Raw genomic sequence first — 24,626 nt, 5'->3', positions numbered from 1 at the left:
ACCTACCTCGCTTGGGACTCCATATGTTTGGCTCTTAATTGGCCGCATGCGGCCGCTATATCATGGCCTTGCTCTCTGCGGATCGTCGCGTTAATCTTATTGCGCTCCAAGATGCGTTGGAATTCGAATATATCCTCACGCGGTGTCCGCACGTAATTGCGCTCCGGCACATGGTTGACCGGAATTAGATTGACGTGACACAACATGCCTTGAAGCACGTCTGCCAGCTCTTGCGCATGCTCAGGACGATCGTTGACGCCGCCGATCAAAGCGTATTCGAACGTAATTCGGCGTCCCGTCTTCGCAATATAGTAATGGCAAGCGGCCATTACGTCCTCGAACGGGAAGCGGCGGTTAACCGGCATCAGCTTCGAGCGAAGCGTATCGTTCGGCGCGTGGATCGAGAGCGCCAGATTGATCTGCGTGTTCTCGTCCGCGAACTTGTACATGCTAGGCACGATACCGCTCGTGGAGACGGTAATATGGCGTTGGCCAATATTGAGCCCCTTCTCATGAATCATATTACGAAGGAACGTCATCGTTGCTTCGTAATTCTCGAACGGCTCGCCAGAGCCCATAATAACGATACTGGATACGCGGTCTCCTGTTGCGTCGAGCATCTGCTGCGCAGTAACAACCTGTGCGATAATCTCGCCTGCAGTCAGATTGCGCTTCAGTCCGCCGAGCGTAGATGCGCAGAACGTACAGCCGATACGGCAGCCAACCTGTGTCGTTACACATACGCTGTTGCCGTAATTATGTCTCATAATTACAGTCTCGATTGCATGGTTGTCATGAAGGCCGAACAGAAACTTAACGGTGCCGTCCTTCGATTCGAACTTCGTAATCTCCGTCAGCGTCACGAATTGGAATTGATCCTCCAGCTTATCGCGAAGCTGCTTCGGCAAGTTGGTCATATCTTCGAAGCTCTTGACCCGCTTCACGTAGAGCCAGTCAAACAGTTGTCCCGCGCGGAACGCAGGCTCACCATTTTCCTTCACCCATTCTTGAAGCTGCTCGAGCGTATAGTCATAAATGAACGGTTTCATCTCATCACACCTGTACCTTAAAGTAGGGCGGCTTCGAACTATTGCGAGCCGCCATCGATTTATTTTACCACAAACGCCCATATTCAGCCATAATCGTCCTAAGCGCGCCGAATCATCCTCGCAATGAAAAATCCGTCACTGCCAAAATGATGCGGAAGAAGCTGTGCCTGCCCGTCAAAATCTTCGCGGATTGCTCGCGCCTCCCGCAGGCTGTCCACGATAGCTTCATTCCAGCCGGCCGCATCGAGCTTGAATTCAGGATGACGCTGCAAAAATGCCGCAACCTGCTCCTCGTTCTCTTCCGCCTCCATCGTGCACGTACTATAGACGAATACGCCGCCTATGCGTACAAGCCCGCATACCGCATCGAGCAGCCGATGCTGCACCGCTGCAATCTCTGCAACATCTCCCGCCGTCTTCGTCCACCGGATCTCCGGCTTTCTTCGAATGACGCCGAACCCGGAGCAAGGCGCGTCCAGCAGCACCGCATCCATCGACCCCGGTGCGAACCGTTCGGACAGCTTTGTTGCATCCTCCGTAATCGCTTCGACGTTGCGCAGCTTCAGGCGCTCCGTCTGCGATACGATCAGCTCACGCTTGTGTTCGTGCAGATCATTCGCCCATACTTTGCCTTTGCCGCCCATAAGCTCCGCAAGATGCGTGCTCTTGCCTCCCGGCGCCGCGCAGCAATCGAGCACCTTCATGCCCGCTTCTGGAGCAACAACTTCGGCGACGAGCATGGAGCTCTCGTCCTGCACCGACCATAATCCGTCACGGAATTCGATCGTATCGGCCAGATTGCCGCCCTTGCCCACGTTAATGCCGGACGGAGCAAGCTTGGACGCTTCGGCGTCGTAACCGCTCTCGCGCAGCAGTTCAAGCGCCGCTTCGCGGGTAGACCGAAGCGTATTGACGCGTATGCTGGAATGCGGCTGTTCATTGCCTGCCGCACATATGGCTTCCGTCGTCTCTGCGCCGTATGAAGCCAGCCACCGTCTAACGAGCCATTCCGGGTACGAATGGCGAAGCGACAGCTGCACAGCCGGATCATCATGCTTAATATGGTCAGGCGTTAGGTCGCTTTTGCCGCGATCCATGCTTCTTAAGACGCCGTTCATCATGCCGGAGATCCCCATATGTCCGCGTTTCTTCGCAATCGTAACCGCTTCGTTCACCGCTGCATGCGGCGGAATCCGGTCTAGATAGAGAAGCTGATAAGCGCTCAGGCGAAGCAGCTGATGCACCCAAGGCTGCAGCTTACTTACTCCTTTGGCTACGAACTTATCGAGCCAATAATCGAGCGTCAGCTGACGCTGGATCGTGCCGTAGACAAGCTCGGTAACAAGTCCTGCGTCAGCGCGTTCCAGCTTCGCATCCTGCAGCGTACGATTAAGCTGCAGATTGCTGTATGCGCCGGTCTCGGCTACTTTGACGAGAACGTCCATCGCCAATTCACGGGGCGACTTCGCCTTGCGGGATTGCGTCTGCGGAGCCGCTGATGAAGAGACAGCCGCTCCTTGCGGAGCCTTCCGAGGCGAATGGCCGCCACTTTGCCGTCTGCCTTGGGGCTTGCCGTTCTTTGCACCGGTCATTGCGCACCTCCGTCATCAAAGCTGCTGCCAGCTTCGATGCGGGCTCCCTTCAGCCACTCTGCGGCAGCCATCGCCTTCTTGCCTGCTGGCTGGATGTTAGTAAGCAGCAGCTGGCCTTGTCCCGTCTGAACGGTAATTCCCGTATTATCGGTACGAATAATCGTTCCCGGCGTTGCTCCAGCCTTGTCCCCGTTCGCTGCAGGAGAGCAAGACCAAACTTTGAACACCTCACCGCCCAAATAAGTGAAAGCCCCCGCCATCGGCGAAAGTCCGCGCACTTGATTGTATATCGCTCGAGCTGATTTGCTCCAATCTATACGTTCGTCGTCGCGGGTCAAATTGGGGGCGTAGGTCGCTTCTTCGTTATTTTGCGGTACGGCAACTGCCGTACCGTCCACGATAGAAGGCAGCGTTCTGCCCAGCAGCTCTGCTCCTGCCGCGCTTAGCTTCTCGAATAATGTACCCGAAGTGTCATGTTCTTCGATAGCTACCTCTACCGAGCTGATCATATCGCCGGTGTCCAGCCCTTCAGCCATATACATGATCGTAACGCCGGTTTTGTCCTCGCCGTTAATGATCGAACGCTGAATCGGCGCTCCTCCGCGGTATTTCGGAAGCAGCGAGCCGTGCACGTTAATGCAGCCGAGACGCGGAACATCAAGCACGGCCTTCGGCAGTATTTGCCCATAAGCTGCCGTAACGATCAGATCAGGCGCCAGCTCGGCAATCGCAGCTGCCGCTTCTGCGCTACGCATCCTCTCCGGCTGCAGCACAGGCAGTCCAAGCGACAACGCCGCTTCCTTCACAGGCGGCGGCGTAGGCGTTTTTTTGCGGCCCTTCGGCCGGTCTGGCTGCGATACGACAGCAACAACCTCGTAGTTCTGCTCCAGCAGAAGCTTCAAGGAGGGAACGGCAAACTCAGGCGTTCCCATGAATACAATACGCATGAATCTACTCGCCGCCTTTTCTTGGTCTCTCCGAAATGTCGTAAATGCTCTCGGCAAGATCGGTGAACAAAATGCCGTTCAGATGGTCGACCTCATGCTGGAAGGCGCGTGACAAGTAGCCGCTGGCTTCTACGGTAAAGTACTCGCCGTCGGAGTTTTGCCCTTTCACGACAATGCGATCGGCGCGCATAACCTCGCCGTTCAAGTTCGGGATACTTAGACAGCCCTCAGGTCCAAGCTGTTCGCCCTCTTGCTCGACGATTACCGGGTTAACCATCTCGATCAGACCTGTCTCATCGCCTATGTCTACAACGATAACGCGCTTCGAAATGCCGATCTGCGGCGCAGCAAGGCCAACGCCCTCCGCATCGTACATCGTCTCCGCCATATCCTTGAGCAATTTTTTCAAGTTCGGATTAAACTTCGTTACTTCCTTTGCCTCTTCCCGCAATACAGGATCTGGGTCCTTCACAATGATACGGATACTCATGGTATTCCCTTCCTTTACTCATGTTAATAGTGAGAATATAACGTCTATATGGTATGGACGTAAATCTTGAACATGCTTATGTTTATAAAATAACTTGCGGATCCACATCGACGCTGAATTGCACCTGACGCTGGGGCGGACCGTCGCTAAACGGTGCGAGCGCCTCCTTAATAAGCGCGGAAGCGTCAATGCTACCACGATATTTTATCACACATTGAAAACGGTAGCGATCTTTCATTCTAGAGATTGGCGATGCGACCGGTCCAAGCACGTCGAAAGCTCTCTGCAAGCCGCTGCTGAGCGGAACGAGAATGCCCTGCTCTTCCGCCAGATCGCGCAGGCGCGAAGCGAATTGTTCGCCTACCGAGGACAGCAGCGTAAGCTGCTCATGCGACATCGTTATGAGGATCAAGCGGCAATAAGGCGGATATCCCATTGCTCCGCGATGGCGCAGTTCCTCAGTGATGAACGCAGCATAATCGTGGTGCTGAGCGGTTGTAACTGCATAGTGCTCAGGCGAATACGTCTGAATGACGACCTCCCCGGGCAAATGATGCCGCCCCGCGCGTCCCGCCACCTGTGTAAGCAGCTGGAACGTCCTCTCAGCCGCGCGAAAGTCAGGCAAGTTAAGCGACGTATCGGCCGCGATAACGCCCACTAGTGTAACGTATGGAAAATCCAGCCCTTTGGCTACCATTTGCGTGCCTAGGAGCACATCGGCTTTGCGCTCGCCGAACTGCTTAAGCAGCTTCTCGTGGGCGTTTTTCTCAGTCGTCGTATCCACGTCCATCCGAATTACGCGTATGCCGGGGAACAGCTTGGCAAGCTCCTCCTCGACCCGTTGCGTGCCTGTTCCGAAGTAGCGAATATGCTCGCTCTCGCAAGAAGGACAATTGGCAGGCGCTTGTTCGGCATGGCCGCAATAATGGCAGCGCATGACGCGCGTCTTCTGATGATATGTAAGAGAAATATCGCAATGCGGACATTGCGCGGTGTACCCGCAGGAGCGGCACATCACGAAGGTCGAGTAGCCCCTCCGATTAAGCAGCAGCACCGATTGCTCGCCCTTCTCTAGACGATCGGTCAGCAGCTCGTGCAGCTTGCGGCTAAACATCGAGCGATTGCCTTCGCGAAGCTCCTCGCGCATGTCGATGACCTCAACCGGCGGAAGCGGACGTCCGCCTACCCGCTCCGGCATCGGCAGCAGCGCCGGCTCCCGGCCGCCAGTTGTACCCGATAGCTGCGCAGAACGGTTCGCTGCCGCGAAAGACTCGATCGAAGGCGTAGCCGAACCAAGCACAACGGCTGCGCCATGCTGCCTCGCCCTGCGCACCGCAACATCGCGCGCGTGGTATTTCGGACTCTCCTCTTGTTTGTAGGAGGATTCATGCTCTTCGTCGATAATGATAAGACCGATCGACTCGAAGGGAGCGAAGATCGCCGATCGTGCGCCGATGGCGACCTGCACTTGGCGGCTGCGGATTTTGCGCCATTCATCGTACCGCTCGCCATTCGACAGCCGGCTGTGCATAACGGCTACCGCATCGCCGAAGCGTCCCTTGAACCGCTCCACCATCTGCGGGGTCAAGGATATCTCCGGCACGAGCACGATCGCTTGCTTGCCGAGCTCCAAGCAATATTGAATCGATTGCAGGTAGACCTCGGTCTTGCCGCTGCCCGTTACGCCGTGCAGCAGCATCGTATCCGGCTCGCCCGATTGTACCGAGCGAACAATACGCTCGAACACCGCTTGCTGCCCCGGCATGAGCGGCAACGGCTTCGTGCGCTCGAACTCGCGGCCGGCATATGGATCGCGCTGCTGCTCAACCTCGTGAAGCTCGAGCAACCCTTTGCCCTCCAGTGCCCGAACAGTCGATGCCGAACCTCCGGTCGCCGCAATTAACGCCTGCAGTTGGAGCGGCTTGCCATGACTGAGCATATAAAGCAGCATATCGCGCTGCTTCGCCGCTCTTGCGGGCAGTTCCTCTGCTGCGGCCCTAATGGCCGCCTCTCCCGCTGTGCCGAGGAAGACGGTTAACACTTTCTTAATAGATAACCGATCTTTAATTGAGGCGTGCTCGATGAGCTCGCCAGCTCGAAGTCCGTTCTTCACTTCCTTCGCATAGTGAGGGAACAGCGCGAGCAGCGAATCAAGCTTCGCTGCGCCTCCTTGCGAGTTCAGCCAGTCCACCAATTCATCCGGAAGCTCCTGCTCGTCTTCCTCGGAAGTCTCCCCTAGCTCGATTACACGTTCGGCTTTCCCCTTCAGGGCTCCCGGTACCATCGCTTGCAGAGCAGTCGTCCATGAGCAGCAGTATTTATCGCTAAGCCACTTCGCGAGCTCTACTAGATCAGGCAGCAGCGGCGGCATCGGATCAAGCAGCTCAGACACGGCTTTAAGACGTTTCGGATCAATATCCGCCTCACCGGCAAGTCCAACAACGAAGCCTTGCAGCACGCGTCCGCCGAACGGCACGCCGACTCTGCTGCCGACCTCGATCCACGTCTCCATCTCGAATGGGACCAAATAGTCAAACGGCCGATCCGTCTGGCGGCTCGGCACGTCTACGATCACTTTGGCAATCATGACTTCATTCCCCCGCTGCTGCGCGGCAACCGTTCCGCGACAACCTCTAGAAGCCTGCGGGCGATCGACCGTTTCGATTGCAACGGCAACGATTCCACGAGCCCTCCGGCATCGAACAGCTTAACGATGTTCGTCTCTCCGTTGAAGCCCGCTCCGCTCTCGCTCACATCGTTCGCTACGATCAGATCACAGTTTTTGCGTTGCAGCTTGTCCATTGCATAATGATCCAGCTGCTCCGTCTCGGCAGCAAAGCCAACAAGAAATTGATGCCGCTTCCTCTCGCCTAACTTCTGCAAAATATCGGTTGTCCTCTCCAGCTCAAGCGTGAGCCGGTCCCCGTTTTTCTTAATCTTCTGTCCGCTGACAACGACCGGTCGATAGTCGGCCACAGCCGCCGCCTTCACGACAATATCAGCCTCGTCGTATTCCGCAGTAACGGCAGCCAGCATCTGCTCGGCTGATTCTACTCTAACGAGCTTAACCCCCGCAGGCGGGGCGGCAGACGTTCTGCCCGCAATGAGCGTCACGTCCGCGCCCATCAGCAGGGCAGCCTCTGCAATAGCGAAGCCCATCTTGCCGGAGGAATCATTCGTCAAATAACGAACGGGATCAAGTCGCTCCATCGTTCCGCCAGCCGTCACGATGACCCGCTTGCCGGCAAGCAGGCTGCCGCTGGAGAGCCAATCTTCAACCGCTGCCACAATATCTTCCGGCTCGGCAAGACGCCCCTTCGCGACATAACCGCAAGCGAGCTGCCCGGTACCAGGCTCGACGAACATAACGCCTCGCGAGGCAAGCAGCTCCATATTCGCAACAACGGCCGGATGCTCATACATATGCACATTCATGGCCGGAGCAATAACGATCGGAGACGTCGCAGCGAGCAGCGTCGTGCTCAGCATATCGTCTCCATGCCCTCCTGCAAGCTTGGCAATCGCATTCGCGGTCGCTGGAGCAATAATAATAAGATCGGCATGATCGGCGAGGTCGATATGCGAGACGACAGCCGGGTCGCGCTCATCGAACGTATCGATATATACGGGATTTCGCGACAGCGTTTGCAACGTTAGCGGCGTAATGAACTTCGTCGCGGACTCCGTCATGATGACGCGAACGTTAGCGCCAGCCTGCACAAGCTTGCTGCATAGCGCTGCTCCCTTATAAGCGGCGATTCCGCCGGTAATTCCAAGAATAATAGATTTTCCTCTTAGCATGCTTATGTCTCCTGTCACTGCCCATTCGTCCGTTCTTTCGCTATATTGATATGCGCTACATGATGCTTGCCATGCCAGGCTACGAAACCTAGGAAATAAGCAAGACCGATCTGCTTACCTTCCCCGGGATGATAAAACTGTTTATCGTAATCGGAACGCTCCATTGAACGAAGCAGCAGCACCCAGCGCGCATAAATGCCTTCGACGATTGCCAGGCTAATATCCGGCGATGCGTTCAAGCTATCGGCTGTTTCCGCCCACTGCTCTTCGTCGAATGGCTTAATGGTCGGATTTTTCTCCGTCAAGGCAAGCTTGAAGCGGGAGAAAGAGTTCATTGCGGCGTCTGCAAGATGATGTGCGACTTGACGGGCTGTCCAGCCTCCGCTTCGATAAGCGGTATCAAGCCCTTCCTCGGTCAATCCGGATAACGCCTCTCTAAGCTGACCGGGCAATTTTTCCATATCGGAAATCCATTGATCCTTCTGCTTCGTCGTCATACCTTCGTACACATATCTGCCAATCGGGTAACGCAGCTTTTCCATTCGCTTCGCCTCCTGACACCTATTTTCCCTATCATACCATATGCCGATTTAAAATCTAACTGCGCTTTCATCTTTTTTTGGCCGATTACAGACGTCTTTCCGCCTGCCTTAATTGATGCGCCAGCAAGTAAAGTTCGGCGATATCATGTCTCCCGATCTCCTCGAAACGCCGCACGGCTTCATCAATATCTACGACGTCGACGACGGCAATCTGTTCCCCATCCGGCGGGTTCAGCGGCTTGCCGACAAGCTCTACCTCGCCATAGCCGACAAGCCTAATAAAGCTAGGGTGCGGAATATGCGGCCGATATGGCTGGGCAGCCGAAGATCGGCATTTGAAGCAGCCAAACCGCGTATACGACTTCAGCTCGGCTCCAAGCTCCTCCCGCACTTCCCGCACAAGCGCATCCTGATAATGCTCGCCGGGCTCAAGCGTCCCCCCCGCGAGCTCCCACCGTCCATCCTCAAGCTGAATGACCGCGTAATGCTCACCGACTGTCGGTATGATGCTAATGTTGCTTACAAGCGATTCATCGATCTCCATATCCAGCGTAAAACAATTTTCTACCGCTCCCCATACAATAGGCTGCGATAAAGCTTTATACTGCTCCAAGTCTGTGTACATTCGTTTTTCCTCCTGCCCTCTTTATTACGCGACGACTCTATGAAAATACAAAGAAGCTGTCCGAAGGTCAATGACCATCGGACAGCCTCCATATTCCGTGCCTTATTGCTCGTCTTTGGTGACGTTGGATTCCACTATTAAAATATCGTTATAAATTTCTTCAAGCGCTACACCAACATATTTGCGGGAACGCGGGTTGCGAAGCTCGGATTTCTCACCGTTGCGAAGCATGCGTGCGCGTCTGGAAGCCGCAACGACCAGCGTGTACTTGCTGTCTACCTTCTTAACCATTTCGTCAATGGACGGATATAACATTATTCATTCTCCTCACTCATGCTTTCTCAATAGCCGCTTGCGCTTCCGCTAGGTAAGGCATAACCCTCTCACTGCGGCAATGCTCAGCGACAACAATGCTCTGAATACGATGGCAAGCCGAGTCGATCTGATCGTTCACGACTGCATAATCATAATGGCGAAGCAGGTTCATCTCTTCCACTGCAACGTTCATCCGATGATTAATCGTATCCTGCGATTCCGTGCCTCGGCCCGTAATACGCTGCTTCAATTCCTCCATGGAAGGAGGCATTAGGAAAATAAATATCCCTTGCGGGAACTTCTCCTTCACCTTAAGGGCGCCTTGCACTTCAATCTCCAGAATAATGTCCTTGCCGCTCGCAAGCGTGCGTTCGACAAAGTCTCTTGGCGTTCCGTAGTAGTTGCCTACATACTCGGCATGTTCAAGCAACGCGTCGCGCGCGATCATGTCCTGGAACTGCTCTTTCGATTTGAAGAAGTAGTTGACGCCGTCAACCTCTCCCTGTCTCGGCTGCCTCGTAGTAGCTGACACAGAGTAGACGATATCCGGCATCTTGCTCCGAAGAGCCGTACACACCGTTCCTTTGCCGACACCGGCCGGTCCGGATAAAACAATTAGCAATCCCATATTCTTAATACTCCCCGTACTATTCGTCGTTATCGTCATCCTTGGTGGATAACCGGTGTGCCACCGTCTCCGGTTGTACAGCCGATAAAATGACATGGTCGCTGTCCGTAATAATAACGGCACGCGTCCGGCGTCCATATGTCGCATCGATAAGCATGTGACGGTCGCGCGCTTCTTGGATGATCCGCTTAATAGGCGCCGATTCCGGGCTTACGATCGAAATAATGCGATTTGCCGATACAATGTTGCCAAACCCGATATTAATAAGCTTTATAGCCAACCCAGGTTCCCCCTTCGCCCCCACTAATCCTTATGCTTCTGCCTCTAATAAACTTCTATTATTAATAATGTGAATACGACGAAGTTTGCGTTCTTGCCAAATACCGACAGAACTACTGCACTATTGTTGACGAAAAAACCTCGGAGCATACGTGATACGGTTGCTGCCCGCTTCGTGCTGGGGCACATGTTCGTGCTTGTCTGAATTGGAAGGAGCATGGCAACGGTATCCAAACTTTATTATATTCTAATTGATTTTCCGCTTACGAACAAGGGAAAAAGCGAAAAGAGCACAAAATGCTCATATTCGCTCTCTCTTAGGCAATGGTGCTCATTGTTTCTCTGTTTTGCGCCATACATATTCCGTCAATTGAACCGCCATGTCATAGAACATGAACGGAGTAATCAAGTAAATGCCGTTAAAATGAGGCAAAGCGCAATCAAGCAGCTCCTTTGCGATCTTAACACCCTCCGCGCGGCCTGCCTCGCCTTCGAGCCCAGCCATCCGTTGCCGCACCTCGTCCGACAGTTGAATGCCCGGCACTTCGTTATGCAAATATTCGGCGTTCCGTCCGCTGGCCAGTGGCATGATGCCGATGAATACCGGCACGGACAGTTGTTTCGTCGCTTCCGCAACCTTCACGATCAGATCGGGATCATAAACAGGCTGCGTCATGATATAGTCGGCGCCGGAAGCAATCTTCCTTTCAAGTCGCTGAACCGCTTTGTCCAAGTGCTTGACGTTCGGATTGAACGCCGCTCCGACCACGAACTTCGCCTTCTGCTTCAGCGGCTTGCCGCTGAATGCCGTTCCGTCGTTAAGCTGTTTAATCATTCGAATCATCTCGAACGATGTTAAGTCATACACCGAGCTGGAGTCAGGCAGATCGCCGAAGCGTGCCGGATCGCCCGTTACGGCGAGCACATGGTCGATGTCCAGCGCATCAAGTCCCATCATATGCGACTGCGTGCCGATCAGATTGCGGTCTCGGCAGGCAATATGAACGAGCGGACGGATGCCGACCCGCTCTTGAACGAGCGCGGCCAATGCGATGTTGCTCATTCGCGTAACCGCAAGCGAGTTGTCCGCCATCGTAACGGCGTCCGCGGACGCCGCCTTAAGCGCCGCCGCACCGTCCATGAACTTGCGAATGTCTAGATCGCGCGGAGGATCAAGCTCCACGATGACCGTATGCCGCTGCTTAACGAGATCTACGATCGAAGGCTCGCGTTCAACCGCCGACTGATCAGCCGGCTGCTCTTGAGACGCTCCGTCGTTAGCGGTTCGCGGTGTGATCGTTTCTGTTTGCGGCGCCGCAGGCGTACGCAGCGGGGCAGCGTTTCCGCTCTGCGGCACATAGCCGTCTAACGCCTGCGCGATAGCGGCGATATGCTCCGGCGTCGTACCGCAGCAGCCGCCGATAATACGCGCGCCGCGGTCCGCGAAGCGAAGCGCCGTCTCGGCAAAGTACTGCGGTCCTGCCGAGTACGTATATTTGCCGTCCACATAATCCGGGAAGCCCGCATTCGGAAATACGGACAAAGGAAGTCCGATCGGACCGTCTATCGTATCGATCGCCCGCATTATCCCGTTAGGGCCGCTTCGGCAATTAAGGCCAACAACGTCTGCGCCTTCCTGGCGAAGCGTCTCATAGGCATCCTTTAGGCCGATGCCGTCTTGCGTGCGGCCGATATCGTCAACTGCGAATTGACAAATAATAGGCAGCTTCGACACGTTTCTTGCAATCCGCAGGGCAAGCAGCATCTCGTCCAAATCGTAGAACGTCTCGAACAAGAGGCCGTCCACGCCCTCCTCAAGCAAAGCATGGATTTGGCGTTCATAGGATTCGCTTACGATCGCCGTACGCATGTTTCTCAGCTTGCCGTCGCGGATCGAGCCGACAGCGCCGACAACATACGCATCCGCTCCGACGGCCGAACGCGCGATTCGGACACCTGCGCGGTTAATCGCTTCCATCTCTGCCTCAAGGCCGTATTTCAACAGCTTCTCGGTATTGGCCGAGAACGTATTCGTCTCAATCACTCTTGCGCCCGCTTCATAATAACTGCGGTGAACATGTTCAATGACATCAGGTCTAAGCGTATTGAATTCCTCGTAAGAAACGCCAACAGGGAACCCCATCTGATACAGATAGGTTCCCATCGCGCCGTCTCCGGTCAATATGCGCTCTTGCAGAGCTTGTCGCAAATCCGGCTTCATCTTTTCTCTTTCACCCATCCTGCGCGGACGCCTACAGCGTCCCGCGGAAAACTTCCGCAGCAGGTCCTGTCATATATACGTGATTGTCCGCTTCATTCCATTCAATGAACAGATCGCCGCCTTTAAGCGATACGGTTGCCTCGCGGTCTGTCGCTCCGTTAAGCACGGACGCTACGACAGTCGCACATGCTCCTGTTCCGCAAGCGAGCGTTGGACCTGCGCCGCGCTCCCATACGCGCATATCGGTTTGCGTACGCGAATTGACCGTAACGAATTCCACGTTGATCTTGCGCGGGAACATCGGATGCGTTTCCAGCTTCGGTCCCCAAGTATTCAGATCGAAGTTCACCGCATCGTCCACGTAGATCACGGCATGCGGATTGCCCATCGATACGGCAGTAAAGCGGAATTCGCGTCCGTCAACCTCGATCGGATGCTCGATAACGCGCTCTGCGTCTACCGTCGTCGGCACTTGCAGACCATTCAGGATCGGCTCGCCCATATCGACGCGTACGCTTTGTACTTTAGCGTCGCTAACCGTCAGTTGCACTTTCTGTGCCCCTGCGCCCAGCGTCTCGATCGTAATCTCTTCTTTATTCGTAAGACCGTTATCGTAGACGTACTTCGCGACGCAACGAATCGCATTGCCGCATTGCTCGGCCTCTGAGCCGTCCGAATTAATGATGCGCATACGGAAATCAGCGATTTCTGATGGCAAAATATAGACGAGACCGTCTGCCCCGACACCGAAAAATCGGTTGCATAGCTGGGCAGCAAGTTCAGCAGCGTTGCCTGGAAGCTGCTGCTCGCCTGCGACAACGATAAAGTCATTTCCTAGTCCGTTCATCTTTGTAAAGTTCATCTATTAGCCCTCTCCTTAACCTTACGTATGTCTAATAAGCTATTAATAATGCTATTAGCATACCGTAAAGAAAGGAGAAAGGCTATTCATAATTTGTATCATCATTTGCATTATTCCGTTATCTGGCTGCCGTTTGCGGACGGAATGGCGTCTTCGATTGCGACTTGTTTTTTCGCGTGCCCATGACGCTGCCGATACCCATGAGGAAGGTAGGAATGCCTGCCGCGACGAAGACGAGACACCATTCGCGGAAGCCAAGCGGAACGGTCTTAAAGATCGGCTGCAACGCGTCGATATAGAGTACGCCTAGCATAAGGATGAGCGACGAGAGCACGGCCAGCACCAAATATTTGTTTTGCAGCGGGTTGCGGTGGAAAATCGAGCGCGAGCTGCGGCAATCGAATACGTGAATGAGCTGGGCCATAACGAGAGTGGCGAATGCGACTGTCTGCGCCTTTATCAAGTGGTCGGCGCTTCCTGGCGCCTCCCTGAGCGTAATCCAGAAAGCGCCCAGCGTACAGACGCCAATCAGAATGCCCCTGCTTATGATCTTCCAGCCTAACCTGCGGGCAAATATACTTTCCTTGGACGTTCTCGGCTTATGCTGCATCAGATCCTTCTCGGCCTGATCGACGCCAAGCGCCATGGCAGGCAGGCCGTCGGTTACGAGGTTGACCCATAAGATTTGGATCGGCACGAGCGGCAGCGGCAGACCCGCCATCATCGCAAGGAACATAACGAGTATTTCGCCAACGTTGGATGCGAGCAAGTAACGAATAAACTTTCTAATGTTCTCATAGATGCCCCTGCCCTCTTCGATAGCAGCTACGATTGTGGAGAAGTTGTCATCGCTCAGCACGAGCGCCGAAGCTTCCTTCGATACGTCCGTGCCCGTTATGCCCATCGCAATGCCGATGTCGGCCGCCTTGATTGCAGGAGCATCGTTCACTCCGTCGCCGGTCATCGCCACGACATGGCCTTGACGCTGCAGCGACTTAATAATACGCAGCTTATGCTCAGGCGATACTCGCGCATAGACGTAAGTGTTATCGACGAGTCGATCAAGCTGCTCGTCAGTCATCGCTTCAAGCTGCTTGCCGCTCATTGCGATACCTCCGCGCGGCATAATGCCAAGCTGCCCGGCGATAGCTTCCGCCGTCAATTGGTGATCGCCTGTAATCATAACCGTCTTGATGCCCGCGCGGCGGCAAGTTGCAATCGCGTCTTTCACCTCGCGGCGAGGCGGATCGATCATGCCGGTCAAACCAACGAACACGAGCTGGCTCTCGACATCTTGTTCCGAATCGCACTTGTCGGTCGTTCGCAGGTCGCGGTAAGCGAAGCCCAATACGCGAAGCGCCGATTGCGCCATCACTTCTCCCGCATCCGCGCACTTGCGCTTCAGCGTCTGCGTGAACGGCACGACCTTGCCGTCCCACAGTACGTAGCTGCACAGCTCCATCAGCATATCCGGCGCGCCTTTCGTGCATACAAGCCTGCCGCCCTGATGAGATACAACGACAGACATTCGTTTGCGCTCGGAATCGAACGGAAACTCTTGCTCCCTTTTATAGAGCATTTCCAACGATTTCGCCGATGAGCCTAGCTTCGCGGCAAGAACGGCAAGCGCTCCTTCTGTCGGATCGCCCTTCAGAACCCATTCCTCCTGCGGCTCCTTGCTCTTGCGGCGCTTCGTCTCCTCCGCCTCAACCTTCACAACCTGCGCATTATTGCATAACGCGCCAACTTGCAGCAGCCGCTTGACCGACTGGTCATGCTTCACGTCAAGCGCCTTGCCGTCCTCGTATATGTTGCCGACCGGCTCATAGCCTTCGCCGCTCACTTCCAATTGGCGGCCTCCAAGCCAGACATGCGTAACCGTCATTTTATTTTGCGTCAGCGTACCCGTCTTATCGGAACAGATGACAGAGGCGCAGCCAAGCGTCTCAACGGAAGGCAGCTTGCGCACGATCGCCTTTCGCTTTATCATCCGCTGTACGCCAAGAGCAAGCGCAATCGTCACGATGGCCGGCAGTCCTTCAGGAATAGCTGCGACTGCAAGACTGACGCCTGCAAGGAACATGCCGTAAGGCTCTTGACCGTGCAAAATGCCTGCAACGACGACCATAATCGTTAGCCCTATGGCGACGATGATAAGCAGCTTCCCAAGCTGCTCCAGCCGATGCTGCAGCGGCGTCTCCATCGACTCCGTCTGCTGGATCAAATCGGCGATTTTGCCCATTTCGGTATTCATGCCCGTTCGGACGACAACGCCTTTGGCCGTTCCGCGCGTCAGCATCGTGCCCATGAAGCCGATATTGCGCTGATCGCCCAGCGGCAGCTCATCGTCATCGATCGCGCCGGCATGCTTGCCGACAGGGACCGATTCGCCGGTGAGCGCCGACTCCTCCGCATAACAGCTGTTTGCTTCGATCAACCGCAGGTCGGCCGGAATACGGTCCCCGCTCTCCAGACTGACGATATCGCCGACGACAAGCTCCTTAGCCGGTATCGTAACCCATTCGCCTCCGCGCATCGCCTTGGCTGCCGGGGCAGATAACTCCTTAAGCGCGCGCAGCGAACGTTCCGCCCGAAATTCCTGCACAAATCCGAGCACCGCATTAATGACAATAATGGCGATAATCGTAATAGCGTCCAAGTACTCGCCGAGCAACCCCGATATAAGCGTTGCGCCCATTAACACAAGCACCATAAAGTCTTTGAATTGATTTAGAAATAGAATGATCGGAGAAACGCGTTTTCCCTCAGACAGCTCATTGCGCCCGTTCTCCTCCAGCCTCTGCGCCGCTTCGGACGCGGTCAGCCCCTTCTCAGGGGAGATGGACAGCATGTCGACAAGCTCGCTTGTCCCCATTTGATGCCAATTCTTTTGTTCCATGGTATAACTCCCTCCCATATTGTACCCGCTACCCGCTGCAAGCGAAGCAGCGTAATGGCCGACGCCGGCCCTTCGGACAGCCTTTCTAGGGTAAATGTATTCGGACATCCCGGAAATTATCCCAAAAGGGACTTAAGTTTTTGGCTTAACTATGGCATGATAGGAGAAGACTTACGCGAAGGAAGAGAGGAATAACAGCTATGGCTTTAGACGGCATTGTCACCAGAGCAATAACCCATGACCTGCAGCGCTGCATAGGAGCGCGTATACATAAGATCCATCAACCAACCGAGCATGAGCTTGTACTCAGCATCAGAGGTGCGGGCGTGCAAGGCAAGCTGCTGCTGTCGGCGAATCCGACATATCCGAGGGTGCATTGGACGACTTCAAGCTACTTGAATCCGATGGAAGCGCCGATGTTTTGCATGCTGCTCCGCAAATATTGTGAATCCGGCATTATAGAAGGCATTCGCCAAATCGATAACGAGCGTGTCATTCATATCGATGTGAAGCATCGGGACGAGCTCGGCGATATTTCAGTCAAGACGATTATTATCGAAATAATGGGCCGTCATAGCAATATCATCTTAGTGGACCCTGCCACACAAACGATTCACGACGGCATTCATCATGTCACGCCCTCGATCAGCAGCTATCGGATCGTCATGCCGGGCAGCAACTATACACCGCCGCCTGACCAAAGCAAGACAAATCCGTTCGTCATTAACAGCGAGGAACAATTCCGAGAAGCGTACGAACATACAACGGAAGGCTCGGCAGCAGGCAAAAGGCTTGTTGAAGCATTCAGCGGATTAAGCCCGCTTATCGCCAAGGAAATCGCTTATCGCGCTGGAACAGAGGCGGAGGACACGGGCGCAATATGGCGCAGCTTCGAGTCGTTTATAGGTGAAATGAGAGCGCACCGATACTCCCCCGTCATCAAGACCGATGAAACGAGCGGCAAAATGTTTTTCTCCGTTACCGAACTAAATCATATTAACGGTGCCCTGGCCTCCTATCCGGCCGTTAGCGAATGTCTGCAGGCGTTCTTTGGGGACAAGGCGCAGCGGGATACTGTCAAGCAACGCGCAGCCGATCTGATCCGCTTCGTACAGAATGAGAAAGCGAAGAACATCTCAAAGATCACGAAGCTGGAAGATACGCTCGTAGAAGCGAAGGATGCGGAGAAATATAGAGTGCTCGGCGAACTGCTGACCGCTTATATGCATCAGATAAAGCGGGGCGATACGACAATCGAGCTTGTCAACTTCTATGACGAGGAGCAAGCCGTCGTTACGATCGAGCTTGATCCGCAGCTCACCCCTTCAGACAATGCTCAGCGCTACTTTAGACGTTATACGAAACATAAGAACAGTCTCACGATCGTCGCCGAGCAAATGGAGATCGCCCAGAAGGAGATTGAATACTTCGAATCGCTGCTCCAACAGCTCGATAATGCGGCCATTACCGACATTGAAGAAATACGCGATGAGCTCGTAGAGCAAGGTTATATGAAGGAACGCGGCCGGCGAGGCCCTAAGAAGAAAAAATCGCTTAAGCCTACGCTGCTGCGCTACACTTCTTCTGAGGGCGTAGAAGTATACGTTGGCAAAAACAACACGCAAAACGAATTTTTAACGAATCGTCTAGCCTCTCCGTCCGACACTTGGCTGCATACAAAGGATATTCCCGGATCCCATGTCGTCATTCGGGGCGGAGACTTCGGCAATGCGACACTTGAGGAAGCGGCAATGCTTGCGGCGCATTATAGCCAAGCGCGAGACTCGAGCTTGATTCCGGTCGACTACACGTTCATCCGTCATGTCCGCAAGCCGAATGGCGCTAAGCCGGGCTTCGTCATTTACGATAATCAGAAAACGCTGTTTATTACGCCGGATGAAGAGCGGATCAAGAGCCTGGTATCCGTAAGCAGCTAACCTTCCACCATCATCGCAAAAAAAATCACGGACTTGTTCTACTGAACAAGCTGCCGTGATTTTTTTTGGCGTTATGGATCCTTCATACGTTCGGTCGACGCAAATATGCAATCGTGCCTGCATCTACTGTACGGCTGCCGACCGCGCCATGGAACACTTTCCCTTGCCTAGAGCCGTGAAAGTCCGAGCCTCCTGTAACGATCAGGTTATATTGAGCCGCCATTGCAGCAAACCGGGACTTTTCCTTCTCTCCGTGATCATAGTGAAACACTTCGATTCCGTTCACTCCGTGCTTCACAATAGCTTCAACAAGCTCATCGTCCCCATACAAACCTGGGTGTGCGATAACACTCGTTCCGCCGGCTTCACGTATCCAATCGACCGCATCAAAAGGCGTAGGCCGAGGTGGATTGACATAAGCGGCAGCGCCGCTCCCCAAATACTTATCGAACGCCTCGCTCATCGAAGAGACGACACCTAGGCGAAGGAGCACCTCCGCAATATGCGGCCGTCCAATGCTGAACGCCTTTGCCGAGGCCTCGCTTGAAGCCTGCTTGGACCGTGCTGCTTCACGCACATCGTCCATCGTAATGTCTACACCGAGCTCATTCAGCCGATTAACGATCATATCATTCCTGCGATTACGGACATCTCTTAAGCTCTCCAGCCTCGCGAGCCACTTTGCATCCGATCCATTCGTGAAGTAGCCGAGAATATGAATATCGTTGCCGCTTGCGACGGTGCTTACTTCCACGCCCGGCACGACCGTTATGCCAAGACGCTCGCCTTCGGCCAGCGCTTCGTCTACTCCAGCCACTGTATCATGATCGGTTATCGCGACAGCAGCCAGTCCAGCAGCCTTAGCGAACTGAACAATTTCCGATGGTGAATGCAGGCCGTCCGATGCCGTCGTATGTGTATGAAGATCAGCTAACCCATCTTTTATAACCATTGCTGCAAGTCCCTCTCTCTCAGAAACGTCAAAAAAGTAACCGCTGAGATTGGCAGCAGCGCCGATTTCAAATAGATCGAATAAAATTGCCGCTGGAAGTTGGCATCAGGAATTTTTATCATCCGGATAAGTCCAAGCGCTACCTCGTGCTTGACTGACGACGCAGAGAGGAACGAGATGCCAAGACCCGCTTCCACCGCCGACTTCACTGCACCTGTGCTCCCGAGCTCCATTACGATCTTCATGCTTGCCGGATCAATCTTCTTCCGCTTCAATTGCTCTTCCATGACAATCCGCGTTCCCGATCCCTGCTCTCGCAAGACGAACGCATACTCCATGACCTCCTCAAGCGCTACCGACTCTCGGTCCGCAAGCGGATGATCTTTCGAGACGATAAGCCGCAGCTCGTCGCTCATCACCGCTTCCATATGCATATCGGGATGATTAACAGGCGCTTCGATTAGGCCGAAATTTAATTGATGATTCAAAATATCTTCCATTATTTGAGAGGTATTCATAACCTTCATGCTGATTGCTATATGCGGATATTCCTGACCGAACGGCCCTAGCAGCCTCGGCAATATATACTCTCCGATCGTTAAGCTTGAGCCTAGCTGCAGTCTTCCTTTCAACTGCTTCGTGAAGGCTGACATCGCCTGATCGGTATCTCGTATCAAATCAATGCTGCGCTCCGCGTAAGGCATAAGCGCTCGGCCCGCCTCGGTCAGATCGATTCGCTTGGTCGAACGCTGCAGCAGCTTCGTCCCGAAGTAATCCTCAAGCGACTGCACCTGCATCGTCACGGCCGGCTGGGTCATATGCAGCGCCTGTGCCGCTGCCGAGAAGCTGCCCCTCTCCGCAACCGTAAAGAAAATATGCAATTGATGAAAATTAAGCGCCATTGGTAAGTCATCCTTCCTTTGTATTCCCGTTATTATACTACAAAGCGTTTGCATAGTCGTATCGTATATGCAAAAAAAGCATGCAATCCGTAAAAGATCGCATGCCTGAGGGCTGTACATCTATGTTGTTGCCATTACTTGCGCTTTCTGCTGTTCTTCACTAAAGTCATGCGGCGCGAATGACGCAGCCACGAGTAATAGGACTTAAGGTCACGCAGCTCGATTGTCTCCGACATGCGTCCTAGAAACGTCACAACAATCATCTTCTGCAGCGGGCGGCCCGTAATATCGGTTTCCGTGAAGGAATCTGCGAATTCGGCCACAAATACTAAATCGTCATCAATCAAATAAACGTCCTGCTCGTTGCGGTAGTACGGCTCGATCCGTCCGTTCTTAAGACATTCCCACAAATACTCGGCAATATCTTCAAATCCGGTCTTCTCACTCTCAATACGGTCGATCCAGCGGCTTTTGGCGTGATTCGTAATTACGATATCAGCTACTTTTTTATCGCCAAGACCGAAATAAAACGACTCATATGTATTCCATCTTCTCGTCATTTTATCCTTCATTACGCAACCTACTCCTCCTAACGAACCAGGGCTTTTTTACTATGAATTTAATTCCATTCTAACACGCTCGTCCGATTTTTCAACATTAAATTAAAGACGATACATATATGTAATTATATGTAAATCTACCCTAACAAAAAAGAACGCGTCTAGCAACTTTAAGATGCTAGACGCGTTCTATTCTACTTATACCTCATCCGCTTACAGGCTATAGGATCTTGTCTTATCTTCGCTATCCTTGCTGTATTCCGTCTTGATCTCATTGCGGTAGGAGCGCTCGATCTTGCGGACATAAGGCAATCTATCCATCTGGCGCACCGCTTCCTCTGCACGGTCGGCATTCATGTACATCACTACGTAATGCATCTTGCGCGACATATAATGAACCGTTCCGAAGCGCTCCAGCGACCTTGCCGCCTTCAAATCACTTACCCATACGATATAACCTGTTCTCTCCGGCAGCATCGCTCGCTTACCTCCTGCTTCATATATTAACCGCAGCCGCCGCTTCCGCAACTGCAAGAGCCGCCGCTTCCGCAGCCGCCGCCAGACGCTTTCTCGTTGCTAGGCACTTTGATATTCTCGGATACCGATTCGGCGATCATACGCGACACTTCATACAGCATTTCGTCGACTGCCTGCTCGGCAAGCTTGAAATTGCGTACGCTCTCAATATCGCCTAAGCTCCGCTCGATCAACTTTACTTTGTCCTTAGCGGCATTATAATCCGGATGGAATCTTCCGAAGCGCTCGCATTCCTCGAACAGCTCCTTCGCTTTCGCGAACTGCCTGGACATTTGCTTCACTTGCTCGTCGGCATTCACAGCCGACTTCCAATATAAATATTCGGCAACTTCCGCCGATTCATTGATCCAATCACCTAATTCATAGGCACAAAGCAGCAGCGACGCCATATCGAGCGAAGACACGCCGCTTTCGGGCTGCTCATACAGAGTCTCCTGCACCCCTTCGACAGTTGGCATTCGTCCACCTCTTTTCCACTTGCTTACTTCTACACTATCATATCATAACCGCTTAGCCAATAGGTAGAGATTATTATGGATATGGACGGCCAGGAATAACGATCCTCATCTCGTCCCACATATCCGGTGTCAGCCTTATCGGCTTATGATCCGTCGCCTTATCATTTCTGAGTATGCCCACAACTGCCCAGTCTCCGCCTTGCTGCTCGAGACGTTCAGGAACGAATGAATGCAGCTCGTTGTCCATCCGAAGCTGAAGAGGAGATTGCCAGGCTAACGCTCTCTCAATAAGCTCCTTGCGCGTGGAATGATGGTATGCGCGCAGTTGCTTCGTCCACATTGCAGGCACAGTCTGCTCCTGCGAATGCAATTGATCGTTCAGTCGTACCTTAGCGCTCGCGAGCTCAAAGTGCGCGAGCGTGCTCGGCTCGTATAGGAACGAATACGCGCCAGTGCGTCTTGCTTCAGCATCATCCGCTTCGGCTTCCTTATCCGAACCGGATACCGCCTCGCTAATAACAGGATACAAGGCTGATACGTAAGATGCTACTGTCTCCTTAGAGCGCAGCGCCTTCTGCGCCGGATAACCGGCACGCTGCAACAGCTTTCTGATATCAGGAACTAGTGATGCATCCACTATGAAATCGGTTGAGCCGATTTCATGCACAACCATCGGGGCAAGCTCACTGCTCATACGAACCCAATCTGCCATCTGCTTATTATCGCATCGCAGCAGTGTTACTTCTTCGAACCAAGTGCGGCAAGCTCTGCTCGTCCACTCCTCTAGCATCACACCGACGGTTTCGGGCAGCGCCGATTGTCCGCTCTGCTGCTCCAGCCATGAGATCATTGACAGCTTCGTTCGCCCGAACTCCAGCGCACGCGTCACGGAGCTTGCTGTCAATCGATATATAGCAACCGTTTCATCAGCGACCAGCTCAGCGACAAGCGCGAGCTCCCAATGAACCGCCAAGCGGCAGCCAGGCTCTACGATGATTTCACCATTCTGCTGCACACGCAGCTGGCGATCACCATAATTGACACTAGCAGCAGATCCCTCCACTGCATCTATATTCCTTGCATTTGCGTTCAGCTTCCATCTAATAAACTCCGTTGTCTTTCCGCTTGACGTTGCTTGGGCTGCTTCCATCCATCCGAATGCTAGCAGCAGCGTCGGCCAATCAAGCGTCTTCCCTCCCGCTTCCTTATCCAGCTTCCATTGAATCTGCAAACCTCGAATATCATCGGTTCGATACCATTTGCCGACTTCCAGCGCACATAGGGCAGAAACAAGATGCGCGGATGCGGCATCCACGGGCAGCAGCAGATCCAAGCACCATTGCAGCAGACTCCATTCTCGTTCTTCTTCGTCTTGCCATAGCCAAGCGGCTAGACGATCCTCGCTCCAACGGACCATATCATTATCGATTCGAATCAAATTGAATGCCGCTGCTGCTTCTAAGAGGAATGCCGCCTTCAAGGAATAGTGCTCTCGCTTAGACCAGCTTAATCCGGAGGCCATCAACGTATGCTCATCGAACACCGCCTTCTGCACGATAGCGGCAACTGTTTTTTTCACTAATACGCCTTTTGCTGTCAACGACATACTGCTTTGCCCCATCGCAGCCAGCGCATCCATTAACTGCTTGCCAAGCGATTTGTTGACCGGCATTGCCGTCACTGCGCCTGATAACAGCATATCGCTAGACGAGACCTGCTGCACTTCGGCCGGAAACAACGATTGCTGCCATGGCAGGAAGCTGTCTCTAGGCAGGAAGCATATCCGCTCGCCCCATACTTTAACGACAGCGAACAGAATGCCGGCTTGCTCCAGCTCCGCCTGTGCCATATCGCATTCCGCGCCCGACATCATCGTTCGCCTCCGCACTTCTCTTATAAGACGCTCCTCGGTTATCGGCTCTGCCCCGAATGCCCTGATCATTTCTGTAAGCAGCATCGCGGCATGAGAAGACAGCTTATCCGCAGCCTCCCTTACTGCTTGAAGATTCGATGCAGCTTCCGCCCAGTCCATCCGCCTTCGATTAGCGTCCGACCAGACGCGATGATTAATGAAGTCCATTTGTTGCTGTTTCGTTAACTTCTTGGACAACTCGCTCAGCTTCACTGGTTTACAACCTCCTTATTGGCATCCAGATCAGAGAGCAGCAGTCGATCATAGGTATAGCCTTGTTCAAGCATGAACAACTGACGTTTCAACGCGAATTCCGTTTCTTTCGTGTGATCGGTAACGATCGTATAAAACCATGCCTCGTTCGCGGCTGCCTTGGGACGCAGCAGCCTTCCAATGCGCTGCGCCTCCTCCTGTCTGGACCCGAAGCTGCCCGACAGTTGGATCGCAACTGCCGCGTCCGGCAAATCAACGGCAAAGTTGGCCACCTTGGATACAATCAGCACCCCAATCTCGCCCGACTTGAACCGATCATAGAGCTTCTGCCGCTCGACATGCGGCACTTCCCCTGTGAGTAAAGGAGCATTAAGCTTCTGCGATACGTCACGCAGCTGTTTCAAATATTGGCCGATTATAAGCGTCGGCTTGCCTGCGTGCTCTCCCAAAAGCTTCTTCAACGCTTCCATCTTGCCTGGATTTTCCGCTGCAAGGCGCAAGCGCGAACGTGCTCCCGCGATGTTATATTCATCCTCATAGGCTGGCGTCAGAGGTACTCTTATCTCTGCACAGGTGACGGCAGCTATATAATCGTCCCGTTCGGCTGCTTTCCATTGCAGATCGAACTGCTTCTGCCCAATAAGCGAATATACGTCCTCCGCGCAGCCATCCTCGCGCACGAGCGTAGCCGTTAGGCCGAGTCTCCTTGTAGCTTGAATGTCCGCCGTCATCCGGAACACCGGCGCGGGAAGCAGATGCACCTCGTCGTAAATAATGAGTCCCCAATCCCGCTCCGAGAACAGCTTCATATGTGAGAAGGGCTCATCCTTCGACTTTCGATGGGTCAAAATATTATAGGTTGCAATCGTGACGGGACGCACCTGCTTCAATGCCCCGCAATACTG

General features: G+C 53.6%; 22 protein-coding genes. 1 reads left to right on the top strand and 21 read right to left on the bottom strand.

What is annotated here, in order from left to right; genetic code table 11:
- Positions 1-2: 2 nt before the first annotated feature.
- From rlmN to AB4Z33_RS20005, 14 genes are all read right to left on the bottom strand, one after another.
- Positions 3-1,049: a 23S rRNA (adenine(2503)-C(2))-methyltransferase RlmN gene (gene rlmN, locus AB4Z33_RS20070; protein WP_442051595.1), complete on the bottom strand. Its 1,047-nt coding sequence runs from the start codon at positions 1,047-1,049 to the stop codon at positions 3-5.
- 98 nt (positions 1,050-1,147) lie between these two features.
- Positions 1,148-2,641 carry a 16S rRNA (cytosine(967)-C(5))-methyltransferase RsmB gene (gene rsmB, locus AB4Z33_RS20065; protein ID WP_442051594.1) on the bottom strand — a complete coding sequence of 498 codons (1,494 nt, stop codon included), beginning with the start codon at positions 2,639-2,641 and terminating at the stop codon, positions 1,148-1,150.
- Positions 2,638-3,588: a methionyl-tRNA formyltransferase gene (fmt, locus tag AB4Z33_RS20060; protein ID WP_442051593.1), complete on the bottom strand. Its 951-nt coding sequence runs from the start codon at positions 3,586-3,588 to the stop codon at positions 2,638-2,640. Before fmt ends, rsmB begins: the two co-directional genes overlap by 4 nt.
- A gap of 4 nt (positions 3,589-3,592) precedes the next feature.
- Positions 3,593-4,078: a peptide deformylase gene (def, locus tag AB4Z33_RS20055; RefSeq protein WP_442051592.1), complete on the bottom strand. Its 486-nt coding sequence runs from the start codon at positions 4,076-4,078 to the stop codon at positions 3,593-3,595.
- 82 nt (positions 4,079-4,160) lie between these two features.
- Positions 4,161-6,665: a primosomal protein N' gene (gene priA, locus AB4Z33_RS20050; protein WP_442051591.1), complete on the bottom strand. Its 2,505-nt coding sequence runs from the start codon at positions 6,663-6,665 to the stop codon at positions 4,161-4,163.
- Positions 6,662-7,879, bottom strand: a complete 1,218-nt coding sequence (gene coaBC, locus AB4Z33_RS20045) for a bifunctional phosphopantothenoylcysteine decarboxylase/phosphopantothenate--cysteine ligase CoaBC (protein ID WP_442051590.1) — start codon at positions 7,877-7,879, stop codon at positions 6,662-6,664. Before coaBC ends, priA begins: the two co-directional genes overlap by 4 nt.
- A gap of 14 nt (positions 7,880-7,893) precedes the next feature.
- Positions 7,894-8,421, bottom strand: a complete 528-nt coding sequence (locus tag AB4Z33_RS20040; protein WP_442051589.1) for a YfiT family bacillithiol transferase — start codon at positions 8,419-8,421, stop codon at positions 7,894-7,896.
- 85 nt (positions 8,422-8,506) lie between these two features.
- Complete coding sequence (locus AB4Z33_RS20035; RefSeq protein WP_442051588.1) at positions 8,507-9,046, bottom strand: NUDIX hydrolase; 540 nt, start codon at positions 9,044-9,046, stop codon at positions 8,507-8,509.
- Positions 9,047-9,148: 102 nt separating this feature from the next.
- Positions 9,149-9,361 (bottom strand): DNA-directed RNA polymerase subunit omega, encoded by a 213-nt coding sequence (rpoZ, locus tag AB4Z33_RS20030; RefSeq protein ID WP_442051587.1) that lies wholly within the window; start codon positions 9,359-9,361, stop codon positions 9,149-9,151.
- 16 nt (positions 9,362-9,377) lie between these two features.
- Complete coding sequence (gene gmk / locus AB4Z33_RS20025) at positions 9,378-9,989, bottom strand: guanylate kinase (protein ID WP_442051586.1); 612 nt, start codon at positions 9,987-9,989, stop codon at positions 9,378-9,380.
- A gap of 19 nt (positions 9,990-10,008) precedes the next feature.
- Positions 10,009-10,269, bottom strand: coding sequence for an extracellular matrix/biofilm regulator RemA (remA, locus tag AB4Z33_RS20020; RefSeq protein ID WP_005548256.1), 261 nt, complete (start codon positions 10,267-10,269; stop codon positions 10,009-10,011).
- 330 nt (positions 10,270-10,599) lie between these two features.
- Positions 10,600-12,489 (bottom strand): bifunctional homocysteine S-methyltransferase/methylenetetrahydrofolate reductase, encoded by a 1,890-nt coding sequence (locus AB4Z33_RS20015; protein ID WP_442051619.1) that lies wholly within the window; start codon positions 12,487-12,489, stop codon positions 10,600-10,602.
- A 31-nt stretch (positions 12,490-12,520) separates the two neighbouring features.
- Complete coding sequence (gene dapF / locus AB4Z33_RS20010) at positions 12,521-13,351, bottom strand: diaminopimelate epimerase (protein WP_442051585.1); 831 nt, start codon at positions 13,349-13,351, stop codon at positions 12,521-12,523.
- 118 nt (positions 13,352-13,469) lie between these two features.
- Positions 13,470-16,250: a calcium-translocating P-type ATPase, SERCA-type gene (locus AB4Z33_RS20005; RefSeq protein ID WP_442051584.1), complete on the bottom strand. Its 2,781-nt coding sequence runs from the start codon at positions 16,248-16,250 to the stop codon at positions 13,470-13,472.
- Positions 16,251-16,450: 200 nt separating this feature from the next.
- Here AB4Z33_RS20005 and AB4Z33_RS20000 point away from each other — a divergent pair, with 200 nt between their 5' ends.
- Positions 16,451-18,187 carry an Rqc2 family fibronectin-binding protein gene (locus AB4Z33_RS20000; protein WP_442051583.1) on the top strand — a complete coding sequence of 579 codons (1,737 nt, stop codon included), beginning with the start codon at positions 16,451-16,453 and terminating at the stop codon, positions 18,185-18,187.
- Between the two features lie 82 nt (positions 18,188-18,269).
- Here AB4Z33_RS20000 and AB4Z33_RS19995 read toward each other — a convergent pair whose 3' ends face one another.
- From AB4Z33_RS19995 to AB4Z33_RS19965, 7 genes are all read right to left on the bottom strand, one after another.
- Positions 18,270-19,139, bottom strand: a complete 870-nt coding sequence (locus tag AB4Z33_RS19995; protein WP_442051582.1) for a PHP domain-containing protein — start codon at positions 19,137-19,139, stop codon at positions 18,270-18,272.
- Positions 19,130-20,041: a selenium metabolism-associated LysR family transcriptional regulator gene (locus AB4Z33_RS19990; protein ID WP_442051581.1), complete on the bottom strand. Its 912-nt coding sequence runs from the start codon at positions 20,039-20,041 to the stop codon at positions 19,130-19,132. Before AB4Z33_RS19990 ends, AB4Z33_RS19995 begins: the two co-directional genes overlap by 10 nt.
- A 134-nt stretch (positions 20,042-20,175) precedes the next feature.
- Positions 20,176-20,613, bottom strand: a complete 438-nt coding sequence (locus AB4Z33_RS19985; protein WP_442051580.1) for a hypothetical protein — start codon at positions 20,611-20,613, stop codon at positions 20,176-20,178.
- Between the two features lie 201 nt (positions 20,614-20,814).
- Positions 20,815-21,078: a YlbG family protein gene (locus AB4Z33_RS19980; RefSeq protein WP_337098748.1), complete on the bottom strand. Its 264-nt coding sequence runs from the start codon at positions 21,076-21,078 to the stop codon at positions 20,815-20,817.
- Between the two features lie 26 nt (positions 21,079-21,104).
- Positions 21,105-21,596: a YlbF family regulator gene (locus AB4Z33_RS19975; protein ID WP_442051579.1), complete on the bottom strand. Its 492-nt coding sequence runs from the start codon at positions 21,594-21,596 to the stop codon at positions 21,105-21,107.
- Positions 21,597-21,669: 73 nt separating this feature from the next.
- Positions 21,670-23,721: a helicase-associated domain-containing protein gene (locus tag AB4Z33_RS19970; protein ID WP_442051578.1), complete on the bottom strand. Its 2,052-nt coding sequence runs from the start codon at positions 23,719-23,721 to the stop codon at positions 21,670-21,672.
- A partial coding sequence (locus AB4Z33_RS19965) for a DEAD/DEAH box helicase (RefSeq protein WP_442051577.1) occupies positions 23,718-24,626 on the bottom strand: 909 nt, incomplete at its 5' end. The genes AB4Z33_RS19970 and AB4Z33_RS19965, both read right to left, overlap by 4 nt.

The sequence above is a fragment of the Paenibacillus sp. 2TAB19 genome (assembly GCF_052115185.1).
Taxonomy (GTDB): Bacteria; Bacillota; Bacilli; order Paenibacillales; family Paenibacillaceae; genus Pristimantibacillus.
Note: the sequence above shows the minus strand (reverse complement) of the source record. Positions and strands in the feature narration are given on the sequence as shown.